Origin of the sequence: Lentzea guizhouensis, assembly GCF_001701025.1 — a bacterium.
Classification (GTDB): domain Bacteria; phylum Actinomycetota; class Actinomycetes; order Mycobacteriales; family Pseudonocardiaceae; genus Lentzea; species Lentzea guizhouensis.
Map to the genome: position 1 here is coordinate 1,219,077 of NZ_CP016793.1, position 12,960 is coordinate 1,232,036.

Annotated in this window: 12 protein-coding genes; 5 read left to right on the plus strand and 7 right to left on the minus strand. The window is 67.6% G+C overall.

Going from position 1 to position 12,960, the window contains the following annotated elements; translation table 11 throughout:
• Positions 1-18: 18 nt before the first annotated feature.
• The 3 genes from BBK82_RS06245 to ctaD form a co-directional block, all read right to left on the minus strand.
• Complete coding sequence (locus tag BBK82_RS06245) at positions 19-702, minus strand: peptidyl-tRNA hydrolase (RefSeq protein ID WP_083268731.1); 684 nt, start codon at positions 700-702, stop codon at positions 19-21.
• Positions 702-1,916, minus strand: a complete 1,215-nt coding sequence (gene serB, locus BBK82_RS06250; protein WP_065914148.1) for a phosphoserine phosphatase SerB — start codon at positions 1,914-1,916, stop codon at positions 702-704. The genes BBK82_RS06245 and serB overlap by 1 nt, the downstream gene beginning before the upstream one ends.
• A 79-nt stretch (positions 1,917-1,995) precedes the next feature.
• Entirely contained in the window at positions 1,996-3,783 is a 1,788-nt protein-coding gene (gene ctaD / locus BBK82_RS06255; protein WP_065914149.1) for an aa3-type cytochrome oxidase subunit I, read from the minus strand.
• 134 nt (positions 3,784-3,917) lie between these two features.
• On the opposite strand from ctaD, the gene BBK82_RS06260 reads away from it, so the two are divergent.
• Together BBK82_RS06260 and BBK82_RS06265 are read left to right on the plus strand one after the other, a co-directional pair.
• Positions 3,918-4,445, plus strand: coding sequence for a DUF305 domain-containing protein (locus BBK82_RS06260; protein WP_065914150.1), 528 nt, complete (start codon positions 3,918-3,920; stop codon positions 4,443-4,445).
• Between the two features lie 15 nt (positions 4,446-4,460).
• On the plus strand, positions 4,461-5,252 hold the full coding sequence (locus BBK82_RS06265) for a phosphotransferase (RefSeq protein WP_065914151.1): 792 nt from the start codon (positions 4,461-4,463) through the stop codon (positions 5,250-5,252).
• On the opposite strand, the gene BBK82_RS06270 is transcribed toward BBK82_RS06265, so the two are convergent.
• From BBK82_RS06270 to BBK82_RS51460, 3 genes are all read right to left on the minus strand, one after another.
• Positions 5,249-6,019: an LPXTG cell wall anchor domain-containing protein gene (locus BBK82_RS06270; protein ID WP_154697108.1), complete on the minus strand. Its 771-nt coding sequence runs from the start codon at positions 6,017-6,019 to the stop codon at positions 5,249-5,251. The two genes, BBK82_RS06265 and BBK82_RS06270, sit on opposite strands and share 4 nt — an antisense overlap.
• Before the next feature lie 929 nt (positions 6,020-6,948).
• Positions 6,949-8,157 (minus strand): aKG-HExxH-type peptide beta-hydroxylase, encoded by a 1,209-nt coding sequence (locus BBK82_RS06275; RefSeq protein WP_170067874.1) that lies wholly within the window; start codon positions 8,155-8,157, stop codon positions 6,949-6,951.
• 101 nt (positions 8,158-8,258) lie between these two features.
• Entirely contained in the window at positions 8,259-8,411 is a 153-nt protein-coding gene (locus BBK82_RS51460) for a hypothetical protein (protein ID WP_170067875.1), read from the minus strand.
• Between the two features lie 160 nt (positions 8,412-8,571).
• Here BBK82_RS51460 and BBK82_RS06280 point away from each other — a divergent pair, with 160 nt between their 5' ends.
• Both BBK82_RS06280 and BBK82_RS06285 read left to right on the plus strand, forming a co-directional pair.
• Positions 8,572-9,369, plus strand: a complete 798-nt coding sequence (locus BBK82_RS06280; protein ID WP_065914154.1) for a FadR/GntR family transcriptional regulator — start codon at positions 8,572-8,574, stop codon at positions 9,367-9,369.
• A 95-nt stretch (positions 9,370-9,464) separates the two neighbouring features.
• The gene (locus tag BBK82_RS06285) at positions 9,465-10,595 is read left to right on the plus strand and encodes a hypothetical protein (protein ID WP_237048048.1); all 1,131 of its coding nucleotides are present in this window, start codon (positions 9,465-9,467) and stop codon (positions 10,593-10,595) included.
• Positions 10,596-10,599: 4 nt separating this feature from the next.
• On the opposite strand, the gene BBK82_RS06290 is transcribed toward BBK82_RS06285, so the two are convergent.
• Positions 10,600-11,643: a hypothetical protein gene (locus BBK82_RS06290; RefSeq protein ID WP_065914155.1), complete on the minus strand. Its 1,044-nt coding sequence runs from the start codon at positions 11,641-11,643 to the stop codon at positions 10,600-10,602.
• Between the two features lie 290 nt (positions 11,644-11,933).
• Between BBK82_RS06290 and BBK82_RS06295 the strand changes: the two genes are divergently transcribed.
• Positions 11,934-12,917: a LacI family DNA-binding transcriptional regulator gene (locus BBK82_RS06295; protein WP_065914156.1), complete on the plus strand. Its 984-nt coding sequence runs from the start codon at positions 11,934-11,936 to the stop codon at positions 12,915-12,917.
• The last annotated feature ends 43 nt before the right edge of the window (positions 12,918-12,960 follow it).

Consider the following 12,960-nt stretch of genomic DNA (forward strand, 5'->3'; position numbering starts at 1 on the left):
CGGTTCTAACCAGAATTCTCAACTCAGGGGCGCGAGAACGGTCGTCGTACCGGGCTCGACCTCGGTGAAGCCCGCGTCACGCACCGCGACCACGTCCGTGCGGTGGAGGAGCGCGTCCCACTCGGCCACCGACGGAGTGCGCACGGCACAGCGGTAGTCGACCGCCGCCCACGCCTTCAGCTCGTCGTCCGACAGGTGCGGCGCGAGCAACATCGACGCGTGCCCCACCTGTGCGGCGAGCTTGCCCGCGGACATCTCCACGCGCGGGTTGACCAACAGCACGTGGGCCCCCTCGGGCACCGCGCCAGGCGAGTCGACCGGCAGGTCGGAACCGGAGATCTGCAGCTTGGCGACCTCCCGCGGCGTCTCGGAGACCAGCACCGGCAGCAGCGAGCGCACCGATGCGCCGTCCACCGTGACCGTCACGCCCGGCAGCTCCTGCACGGCCTCCCACTGCACGCCACGGGCCCGCCGCGACACCTTGCGGATCCGCCCGGCCACCCACGCCCGCACGGCCTCGTGCCACTCCCCGCCGACGTCCGCGCGCGGGTCCAGGCACACCGCGACCGCCGACGCGGCCGCGGCCTCCAGCAACGCCGTCCGTGAGGGCGGGTCGACGCGTTCGATGCGCAGCACCATCGGCATCGCGCGGACTTCGGTCTCCTCGGCGTAGTTCCTGGAGGCGATCAGGTCGAGGATCATCACAGCCGGGTCAGCTCCAGGCCGTCCGCGGCGTCCGCGGCCTCCACCTCGGCGCGCGTGACGCCCAGGATGAACAGCACGGCGTCCAGGAACGGGTGCGACAGCGCCGTGTCCGCCACCTCGCGCAACGCCGGCTTCGCGTTGAACGCGATGCCGAGGCCCGCCGCGTTCAGCATGTCGATGTCGTTCGCGCCGTCACCGACCGCCACGCACTGGGCGAGCGACACGCCCACCTCCTCGGCGAACCGGCGCAACGCGATCGCCTTGCCCGGCCGGTCGACGATCTCGCCCACGACCTGGCCGGTCAGCTTGCCGTCGACGACCTCCAGCGTGTTCGCGGCGCAGAAGTCGAGCTGGAGCTCCTCGGCGAGGCCCGTGATCACCTTCGTGAACCCGCCGGACACCACACCGCAGTAGAACCCGAGGCGCTTGAGCGTGCGGATCGTCGTGCGCGCACCGGCCGTGAGCTCCAGCGACGCCGCGACCTCGTCCAGCACCTCCTCGTCGAGGCCCTCCAGCAGCGCCACCCGCCGCCGCAGCGACTCGGCGAAGTCGAGCTCCCCGCGCATCGCGGCGTCGGTGATCTCCTTCACCTGCTCCTCGCACCCGACGTGCGCGGCCAGCATCTCGATCACCTCGCCCTGGATCAGCGTGGAGTCGACGTCGAACACGACCAGCCGCTTCGCCCGCCGGGTGAGCCCCGCGCGTTCGACGGCGATGTCCAGCCCGACCCGCACCGACACCTCGGCGAGCGCCGACCGCAGCTCCGCGTCGTTCTCCATCGTGTCGTCCGCGACGGAAACGCGCAGCTCAAGACCGGTGACCGGGTAGTCGGCCACCCCGCGGATCGCGTCGATGTTCACGCCCAGCGACGCCAGCCTGCGCGCGACCTCGGTGAACGCCTTCGCGGTGACCGGGCGGCCCAGCACGATCAGCACGTGCGAGGACTCCAGGCGCGCGCTCCGCTTCGAGTCGGCGCCGATCTCGATCTCCACGTGCATCGAGACGGTGGCCATGGCCTGCTCGACGGCCTCCTGCAGGCCCTCCGGGTCGTGCTCGGCCGACACCAGCGCGCCCAGCACCAGCCGGCCTCTGATCACGACCTGCTCCACGTCCAGCACCTCGACGCCGTGCCTGGTCAGCACCGCGAAGAGCACGGAGGAGACACCGGGCTTGTCGGGGCCGGTCACGGTGATCAGGACGGGAGTTTTCACGTCGTCGTCTCCTCGTAGACGCGGCGAGCCCCGACCGCGCGAACGGTCGGGGCTCGTCGTTGAACCTGTGGTGAGCAGGTTACTTGTGGTCGGAGTCGTCCTTCTCGGAGGCCGTCCCGGACTTGATCGCGGAGGCGGCCATCTCGGACAGCGCGGGCGGCGCGTCCTCGTGCTTGATCGCCTTGCCGGTGAAGGTCACGTGACCCTCGTTGCGGATCCGCTCGATCATGTGCGGGTAGTGCAGCTCGAACGCCGGGCGCTCCGAACGGATCCGGGGCAGCTCGGTGAAGTTGTGCCGCGGCGGCGGGGACGACGTCGCCCATTCGAGCGAGTTGCCGTAGCCCCACGGGTCGTCGGCCGTCACGACCTCGCCGTAGCGGTACGACTTGAAGACGTTCCAGATGAACGGCAGCGTCGACGCGCCCAGGATGTAGGCGCCGATCGTGGAGATCATGTTGAGCGTGGTGAAGCCGTCGGACGCCAGGTAGTCGGCGTACCGGCGCGGCATGCCCTCGTTGCCCAGCCAGTGCTGGACGAGGAACGTCGCGTGGAACCCGATGAAGGTCGTCCAGAAGTGCAGCTTGCCCAGCGGCTCGTCCATGAAACGGCCGGTGATCTTCGGGAACCAGAAGTAGATGCCCGCGAAGGTCGCGAAGACGATCGTGCCGTAGAGCACGTAGTGGAAGTGCGCGACGACGAAGTACGTGTCGGACACGTGGAAGTCGATCGCGGGCGCGGCCAGCAGGATGCCCGAGAGCCCTCCGAAGAGGAACGTGACGATGAAGCCGATGCTGAAGAGCATGGGCGTCTCGAACGTCAGCTGCCCCTTCCACATCGTGCCGATCCAGTTGAAGAACTTCACACCGGTCGGGACCGCGATGAGGAACGTCATGAAGGCGAAGAACGGCAGCAGCACGGCGCCGGTCGCGTACATGTGGTGCGCCCAGACGGCCACGGACAGCGCCGCGATGCCCAGCGTCGCGTAGACCAGGCCGTTGTACCCGAAGATCGGCTTGCGGCTGAACACCGGGAAGATCTCCGACACGATGCCGAAGAACGGCAGCGCGACGATGTAGACCTCGGGGTGGCCGAAGAACCAGAAGAGGTGCTGCCACAGGATCACGCCGCCGTTTGCGGGGTCGAACACGTGGGCGCCCAGGTGGCGGTCGGCGAGCAGGCCGAGCAGCGCCGCGGTGAGGATCGGGAACGCGAGCAGCACCAGCACCGACGTCACCAGGATGTTCCAGGTGAAGATCGGCATCCGGAACATCGTCATGCCGGGCGCGCGCAGGCAGACCACGGTGGTGATCATGTTCACCGCGCCGAGGATCGTGCCGAGACCACCGACGACCAGGCCGGAGATCCACAGGTCGGCGCCGACGCCGGGCGAGTGGATGGCGTTGCTCAGCGGCGTGTACGCGAACCAGCCGAAGTCAGCCGCACCGCCGGGGGTGACGAAGCCCGCCATCACGATCAGGCCGCCGAAGAGGTACAGCCAGTACGAGAACGCGTTCAGCCGGGGGAACGCCACGTCGGGCGAGCCGATCTGCAGCGGCAGGATGAAGTTGGCGAAGCCGAACACGATCGGGGTCGCGTACAGCAGCAGCATCACGGTGCCGTGCATCGTGAAGAGCTGGTTGTACTGCTCCTGGCTGAGGAACTGCATGCCAGGCCGGGCAAGCTCGGTCCGGATCAGCATGGCCATCGCGCCGCCGACCATGAAGAAGGCGAACGAGGTGACCAGGTACATGATGCCGATTTGCTTGTGGTCCGTGGTGCGGAACATCCGCAGCAGGAAGGACCCCTTGACCGCAGTGCGCGTCGGAAAAGGACGCGTTGCGATCGGCTGCGGGGCTACGGCCGTCACGGTGCCTCCAGGCCTTGGTGGGACCAGTCGTTCGGGAAACTCCCCGGGATATTAGACGGAGCCGATCAGCTTCACTCGGGTGGGCCATGGCCGGTGGCCAGCGGCGTAGCGCAGGTCACACGTAAGGTGACCTCGTGCTTCGATTGCTCGCGTTTGCCGCCTTGGTCCTGTGTGCGCCCTTTCTGGCCTCCTGCGGTTCGCCCGCCACGCACAACTCGGCGGACGTCGCCTTCGCCCAGGGCATGGTCCCGCACCACGAGCAGGCGCTGGAGATGACCGAACTGGTCGCCTCGCGCACCGACAGCCCCCACGTGGTCGACCTGGCCACGCGCATCGCGAAGGCCCAGGAACCGGAGATCGACCAGCTGAACAGCCGGCTCCGCGAGTGGGGTGCTCCCAAGCAGGCCTCGGTGCACACCGCGGACGGGCACACCGGCGACCACGGCATGGTCGAGCTGGGCAACCTCGCCGACCTGCGGGGAACCGACTTCGACCGGCAGTGGCTGTCGCTGATGATCCAGCACCACCGCGGCGCCGTGGAGATGGCCCGCGAGCACCTCGACGCCGGCACCGACCCCGCCACGCGCAAGCTGGCGCAGGACGTCATCACCGCGCAGGAGAAGGAGATCGCGGAAATGGAGTCGCTCCTGCCCCAGGGCTGATGTGACCCTGCTCCCATGAGCACCTCAGCCCTGCAGGCAGCCGTCTCCCTCGCGGCAGCTCATGGCGTCGTCTCGACGGACCCGGTCGTGCTGAAGGACGGCAGCAACGTCATCGTCCACCTGCGCCCGGCACCGGTCGTGGCCCGCGTTGCCGCCCGCACGGCCTTGGTGCGGCCTGCTGTGGCCTCACACTTCGGTCGCGACCTGGCGATTTCCGCTTTTCTGGCGGCTCGTGGCGTTCCGGTGGTGACGCCTTCTGGTGAGCTGCCTGCCGGCCCGCACTCGTTCTCCGCCTTCGTCGTGTCTTTCAGCACGTTTGTGCCGCACGACCCCACGTATGAATTTTCCCGTGCAGACGTTTTGAAGCTTCTACCTGCTCTACACGCCGAGCTGCGCTCCTATGACGGCCCGTTGCCCGTTCGCGGCCCTATGGACGACGTCGACAACACGCTGGCCTACCTGTCAGAGCTCGGGGTGGGCGACTTGGAGCCGTTCCGTGAAAGTCGTACGGAGCTCATGGCGTCGTGGGACGCCCACTACCGCTCTGTGCAGCCTCTGCACGGCGACCCGCACTACGGCAACCTGCTCATGACCGCCCGCGGCCCCGTGTGGCTCGACTTCGAGGACACCTGGCTGGGCCCGGTCGCCTGGGACCTCGCCTGCCTGGCAGGCGCAGAAGGCGCGGAAGCCGCCCAGCGCACCGTGGAGACCTACGGCGGCGGGGCGGCTCCCGAGGACGTGGAGTTCCACGTCCGCACACGCATCTTCTTCGGCACGCTCTGGGGCGTGCTCATGGAGAACTCCTAGGCGCGACGCCTGCGCAGCACGATCAGCACGGCAGCACCGCCGGCGAGCAGCGCGGCACCCAGCCCGACCAGCCACGCGGACCCGAACCCGGTCGACGCGAGGTCGTCCTCGTCGACGGGCACGGCAGCACTGGTGGTGGTGACCGTCGTGGAGGGCGCACTGGTGGCCGACGACGACGCACTGGTCGTCGCGGGCGTCGTGCTGATGGTGATGGTGGTGGTGCTGGTCGACGTACCCGAAGTCGTCGTGGTGGTGGTCGTCGTGGCCGAGCTGCTGCTCGACTGGTCCTTCTCGACGCCGCACGCGTACCAGTGGCTGATGGCGGGCACCTGGCCGCCGTTGTTCTGCGGCGAGCGGAGGTCGTTCCACGGCAGTTCGCCCAGCTTGGGGGCGAGGTAGACGTTGTAGGCGTCCGAGCCCTTGACCACGACACCCGTGATCGTGGTGTTGGCCGGAATGCCGGTGATGTCGAGGTCCTGCTGGTCGACGCCACCCGTGAAGGTGAACTTGCCCGGCTCGATCGGCGTCCCGCTCAGCCCACCGACGGTGCAGGCGTCCTTGTGCTTGATGTCGACGTTGCCGTCATAGGCAACCGCGCGGTCGTCACCGGAAACCGGCGCCGGCTTGGCCGGCTTGGCGGTGGCGACGGTGGTGAGGGCGAACACGGCCGCCACGGCGGAGGCGGCGAGACCGGCAGTTCTCAGGGGCGTCAGGCGCATCGGGGTGTACTCCGTTGGGATCGGCGGGATGCCGAGATCTAAGACCATCGACGTCCACCTAACGGCGCAGCAACCGTTTCCAGGTACGCCCTGTGGCCTAGTCGTTATACGCCCGTGAAGTCGTACGCCTGAACGACGAAGGGGCCGGCACTCGGCCGACCCCTTCCTCGCTGATCACTGCTCAGTCGTTCTGCTCGCCCTGCGCGGGCCTCAGGAACACGGTGCCACCATTTGGCATGCGCCTGAACCAGTCGACCGGGGTAACAGGCTGTCCGATCACAGGACCCACGCCGGTGGGGAGGTGAGGGACAGGAGCGCCGGGGGTCTGAGGCCGGCGAAGAGGCTGGTTCGGGGTGGTCATCGTTCCTTCTCGAGAAGTGGAGCTCGAACCCAGGATTGATCTTCTATGGTGACGGGCGGAGACAGAGCCGTGGTGGATGTTCGCCCGGTCGGAACATAGCGATATGACTTCACCGCCCGTGCAACCGCGCGGGAACGATGCAGTCATGCCCGGCGAAGCGGGATGCGGCAGTCTACATCGGACCACAACCCCCGGCTCACCAGCAGCTTTACCCTTGCCATGACCGCGAAAGGGCGAGGCGGGACGAGCGAGTGGACGCCAGCCGGGAGCCGCGTCCAGCCGTGCAGGACCGCCATGCGGGCTTGGATCCCGAACGCATCACCCACATCACGACGAGCGCTCCGACCGTGGCCAGCCAGGCCAGCAGACCAGTGACCTTCTGTCACCTGCCGCGCCATCGTCACCCGATGGTGTTGCCGGCACGGCATTACCTGCTCCGATGATCTGGTCGACCAGGTCCCGCAGTCGGCGGTCGCCCGCTACCGCATGTCATCCGAACGGACGCCGGGCTACCTCGACCTGCGGTACACCGTGCCGCCGTTCGGCATCCGCCAAAACCAGTCGACGGGCACGACCGACCGCCGCACCCCGGTCACCACCGGCACACCTGGTCCGATCAGGACACCCGTTCGACGATCGAGTTCGTCAGCAACGAGGCCAGCGCGACCTCCAAGCGCCGTCCCGGGTCGTCCGTGACCGCCGTCCATCTCCCGATCGCTCCCGTCGTCAAGCCCCCGACCCCGATGGGACTTCCGTCCGCCGGCAACTGGCCCACCACCCAGCCTGCGTCGGCGTCGAGCCAGAAGATCTCCGGCCACTGGCCGACCCGCCCCACCACCATGCGCCCGGACTCGGTCCGCCGCCACCGAACGTCCGGGTGCAGGCGGAAGTGGAAGTCGACCTCGATCTCCGCAGCGTCACCCTCCACAGCGGACGGTGCGACGGTCTCCCCGGCGAGCGCACGCAACAGCCATCGCGCGTCCGGACGCAGCTCATGTTCGTGAGCCAGCAGCCAGGCGCCGATCTCCGCCGCTCGCTCCTGCGCCTTGGGCAGCAACGAGTCCGGACCGAGCTCGACCCCGGCGCAGGCCTGGGCGAACTGGGCGAGGCAGCTGTACGCGTGCCACGCGGCGAACGTTTGCTCCAACGGCCAGCGCGCGTGTGACCACGAAGTCTCGAAGAACTCGACGTCCTCGGCTCGTGCGTCCAGGAACTCGTGGGTGATGGCCAGGTCGAAGAACTTCTCGTGCGCGCCTTCGTGCACGAGCGCCTCAGCGACCTCGATGGGCAGCGAGGGTTCGTCGATCAGCACGATTCCCGGCACATACCGGGACGAAGCCGACACGACGCCACCGGAGGTCTCCCGCTTGAGCACCGCGAGCATCGACACGTGGGCGAGGAGGTCGTCGGCGGTGACGGGCGCGAGTGAGCGGAACAACCGGATCCCGTCGGCCACGACCTGGAGCGCCGCCGAGAACCGGTCTCCGTCGGCCTCGGTCAGCGGTTCGATGGCCACCCCTGGCGGCGCGATGATCCGCAGCGGCGCTTCGAGCAGGAATCCGGAACGCGGGTCCGCGGCCACCGCGATCCCGGCATCGCACACCCTCAGCCCGGCGACCTCGTGCATCCGTGCGAGATCCAGTTCGCCGGCGCCGGCGAGGGCGCGGCCGATCTCGTAGCGGACGATCGGGTGGTCGGCGAGGTTGTCCGACAACTCGGTGCCTGGTGCGAACAGGTCGGCCGCGAGCCGGTAGACCGTGCGCCGTTCGTCGACCAGCACGTCTGCGGGCGCGATGCGTGCGTGCAGCGTGTGAGCAATAGCCACCGTCCGAACCCTAAAGCACCCGGCACTTCTCCTGGACGTCCCCCGCGAAGAGCGGTGCCCGGCCTGCGGGGTACGCAGACCGGGCACCTGGGTTCTGCTCATCAGCTGAACATGATGCTGGTGACGTTCACGAAGCCGACGACGGCCAGCGCGACGACAGAGACGGCGACCATCGTGAGCACGGTGCGCCATCCGATGGCGGTGACGGCGACTGCGACGGCTGCTGCGATTCCGAGTGCACTCCCTGCGGACATCTCGTTCCCCTCCCGACTAGGCGAGTCCGTGCTCCTCGGTGTGGGCGGTCCGAGGTGTCTCGCCTGCACCACAGAATTCCGTAGTTGTAGGTTGTCTGTCAACGGTCGCCAGGTTGCCAGACAAGTTGCAACCAGACTGCAGGAGGCCTACCCTGAGCCAATGCCCGCCGACGACTCCCATTTCGGCGAGAGCTGGGCGCTCTCGCCGGATTCGCGACGGCCGCTGCCGGAGCTCATCGAGCAGAAGCTCCGGGAGCAGATCATCGGCGGCACTCTCAAGGCGGGCGACCGCCTCCCCACTGAGCCGGACCTGGCTCGCAAACTGGATGTCGCCCGGTCCTCGTTGCGTACAGCTCTGCAGCGACTGCAGCTCCAGGGCATCGTCGAGGTCCGCCGCGGCCTCGGCTGGTACGTCCGCCGCACCGACCTGGCCGCCGTCGAGGAGCACCTCGAAGGCCGTCTCGCCGCGCGCCAGTTCAACCACACCGACCTGCTCGAGGTCCGCCTCGCGCTGGAGACCACGGCCGCGTCGCTCGCCGCGGTCAGGGCCGGTGACGGTGAGCTGGACGAGCTCGCCAAGCACAACCAGCGTTACCAGCGCGCTGAGGTCGAGGACGTGCAGGAGGTCATCGAGGCGGACGAGGAGTTCCACTCGGCCCTGATCCGCGCGGCGCACAACGAACTGCTGGAGCAGATGTACCAGGCGCTCGTCCCCGGCCTGCAGGACTGCAAGCGGCACGCGCACCCCTCCCGCGAGGTGCACAACCGTTCCGCGAACGAGCACGAGCAGATCATCTGGTTCCTCCGCCGTCACGACGAGGTGGGTGCGAAGAGCGCGATGACCACGCACCTGCTCGGGTTGTACGACGACCTCACCGGCGACGACACCAAGCCCCGCGCTTCACTCAGCACCTACGTCGGCGTGCACGACGAGCCGATGTGGGACCGCCGCCGCTAGTACGGCATCGACCGAACGGCTCTGGCGCTGCTGCCCCATCACTCCCACCATGTATGGACGAGCTGGCGGAGTGAGGGGGCGGCGACCAGGTGGCGGTGGCGCGCAGGCACAAACAGGCGCTGGCCCTCGCTCTTTTCCTGATCCTGCTGGGCGCGCTCGACCTCACCGTCGTGCTGCTCTGGCAACCGGCCACCCGCTCCGTGCTGCACGACGTCCTGGTCGTCCTGTGGCCCCTGCCCGCCCTGGCCGGCTTCCTGCTCGGCGCCTACGAGCTCTTCTGGCACCAACGCCTGGTCGCCGAGGTCGGCCGCCTCGCGGGCCCGGTGTTCCTCGAACACCTGCTGCCGTCCGAGGTCCTGCGCACGTTCCTGGCCTCCATCTACGGCCCGAACGTGGCCAACGACGACGTGATCGCCGGGGTGCTCGGCGGCAGCGGCATGAAACCGCGCGGCGACGACCTCACGATCAGCACCGGCACCACCGTGAAGCTGGAGCTGCAAGGCATCGACACCAAGACCTACCACCTGATGACAACGCAGCGGTACCAGTTCCGCACCAGCGTCCCGGTCGACCGCTTCGTCATCTTCGCCACCTCCAACGCCCTGCTCCGCGACACGATCAGCGCCGCCTGCCGCTACCCCCTCTTCGAGCTCTACTTCATCCCCGACTCGTCACTGTTCCTCGACTCGGTCGACGACCTGCGCCACTCCACCCAGATCGCCATCGACTACCTCGACCACGAGGGCCAGCGCCGCTCCGCAGAGCCCAGCCAGATCCCGCCGCTCGAGGTGAAGTTCAGCGAGTGGGCCAACTACCTGACGTTCTTCCGCGAGTCGATGGGCCCGCTGCCCAAGCTCAGCCCGATGAACCACATGAGCGACCTGCGGATCTTCGAGTGCGACCTCTCCGGCATCGCCGACGACCACGTGGTGCGCGCGATCTGCGGCCTCACCGTCTGGTCGCGAACTCTGCAGCGCACCAACGACGGCTTCTGCTACTGGCAGTCCCCGTACCCGTCCTTCGTGGACAAGATCAGCTTCGACGCGACGGGACTCGCGGTCGACCAGTCGCCACCGCACGAGTTCCGCATCATGCCGTTCACGTTCCGGTCGGCGACGGCTTCGGCGCAGTGGTTGCAGGCCGGGGAGCTGAAAGAGCTGGACGTGCGGTCGTGGTTGCTGCCGGGGCACGGGGTGGCGCTGTTGTGGCGGGAGGCGTTGAGGTGACGGGTCACCAGTTCGCGATCACGCCTTGCCCCTGCACGACCCATCTGTCCAGCTTCAACGAGAGGTAACCCTCGTCCGCATCGAGCACCAGCGAGTCGACGCTGCCGAGGAAGACCTGCATGTGCACCTTCTTGCCCCGCTCCCGGACCAGTTCCCGGATGTCCATCGTGAGGCTCCTGACGAACATCGGCCGATCGGCGTACCACCACACTCCAGGCACTGCGAGATCCTGAGAGAAGTGCGAGTACTGCCGAACCCTGACGAACTCGGTGTCTTCCTGACTGAGGTCCGCGGCGAACAACATCAGGTCGGCGTGCGTCAAGCCGACCGGAAGCGAAATGTACTTGCGCACCATGGTCGCCGGGACCCTGCGGAAATCAACCTTCCGAGTCCCTCCGCGACGTGGCTCGACGTAGCATTCCAGCTTGTTGCCGAACGCTTTCGCGTCTTCCTCAAACGATGCCGTGCTGGCAAGAGTGGAGACGTCGAAGAGCTCTGGACACGCGTCGGACAGCGCTATCGAGTGGGTGGGCGATGAGGTCACCGCAGCCAGCAGCGGCCCACGAGGCATCGTCAACTCGTACCGGAAGCTGACGTGAACTGTCGTCCCCTCCACTCGTTCGACCCGCAAGGCCACGGAGACATCGTGGTGAGCAGGCCGCAGTGAGAGAACCAACGACACCAGGGACGACTTGTCGCTCACATGAGGAATGTGTCGATCGAGGGCGGTCGTGATGAGCTCTTCCGGCGATGTCGAGTCGAGCACAAGCTGCCTCGTGGCAGGTGCTGTCGTTGATTTCAGGGCGTCGAGCTTGCGGTCCACGCCTCGCAGCAGCTCGGTCTGCTCCCTGGTGCGAACCCACTCGAAGTAGATCGAAATGAGCAGGACGAGGACAAGATCCTTCGTGATCGAGCCCAGACTGCGCGCTACTGCATCTCCCGCGTCGGGGTTGAGCACCGCCGAAACCACCACTCGCGGTACCGGCGTGTTGATCAATGCGATCGTCGCGAGCAGGCTGCCGAAGTAGATCAGTGCACGTGACCGCATGGGTGCTCAAGCGCGCCGGTAGACGGTGCCACCGCCGTTGGGTATCTGGCGGAACCAGTCAACTTCCAGCACCGGGGATGATGGCCGACATGGGCGATCGGACGCCGGCGTCGGCCAGCAGGGGCGCTCAGGCCCAGCGGGTTCAGGAGTGATCGGAACAGGTTCGGTTGGCATCACGTCTCCCTGCACCTGCAAGTGACCATTCAGGTTAGTCACCGGCCGAACCCATCACCGCCAGGTGGGTGAGCGCGGCGTGCAAACGAGCGTAAGAATTTGCGTAGACTTGCGCCATGACGCAACGAAGGCTGGCCGAGGTCGCGGCCAAGGTCGGGGTCAGTGAGGCCACCGTCAGCCGGGTGTTGAACGGCAAGCCAGGCGTGTCGGACGCCACCCGCTCAGCCGTCCTCACCGCGCTGGACGTGCTCGGGTACGAGCGGCCGACGCAGCTCAGGGGTGAGCGGGCAAGGCTGGTCGGGTTGGTGCTGCCGGAGCTGCAGAACCCGATCTTCCCGGCGTTCGCGGACGTGGTCGGCAACGCGCTCGCCCAGAGAGGCTTCACGCCTGTTCTGTGCACCAGGACGGCCGGTGGGGTGACCGAGGCGGAGTACCTGGAGCTGCTTCTCGAACAGCATGTCAGTGGCATCGTCTTCGCAGGTGGGCTGTACGCGCAAAAGGACGCAAGCCACGGCCACTACCAGCAGATGATGTCCAGGAAGCTGCCCGCGGTGCTGGTCAACGCCGCCATAGCCGACCTGGCGTTCCCGCGGGTCAGCTGCGATGACGCGGTGGCGGTGGAGCAGGCGTACGGGCATCTCACGTCCCTGGGGCACAAGCGGATCGGGGCGGTGCTGGGGCCGCCGGACCACATGCCGAGCCAGCGGAAGCTGGAGACGATCCAGCGGTGTGGTGGGGCGGATGTCGAGCACGCCATGTTCAGCCTTGAAGGTGGGCAGGCGGCGGCGACGAAGCTGGTGCAGAGAGGCGTCACGGCGATCATCTGCGCGAGCGACCCGCTGGCATTGGGCGCGATAAGGGCCGTCCGCAGAGCTGGGCTGGACGTGCCCAAGGACGTGTCGATCATCGGGTACGACGACAGTGCGTTCATGACCTGCACGGATCCGCCTCTGACGACGGTCAGGCAGCCGATCGAGGCGATGGGGCGGGCGGCGGTCGAGCTGCTGGCCAACCAGATCAGCGGCAACGCCGTTGCGCCCGATGAGCTGCTGTTCGAGCCGGAGCTGGTGGTGAGGGCCTCCACGGCACCGGCCAGGTAACACAAGTCGATTTCTTGCGAGTTTTCGTCTGGATATTGCGTTC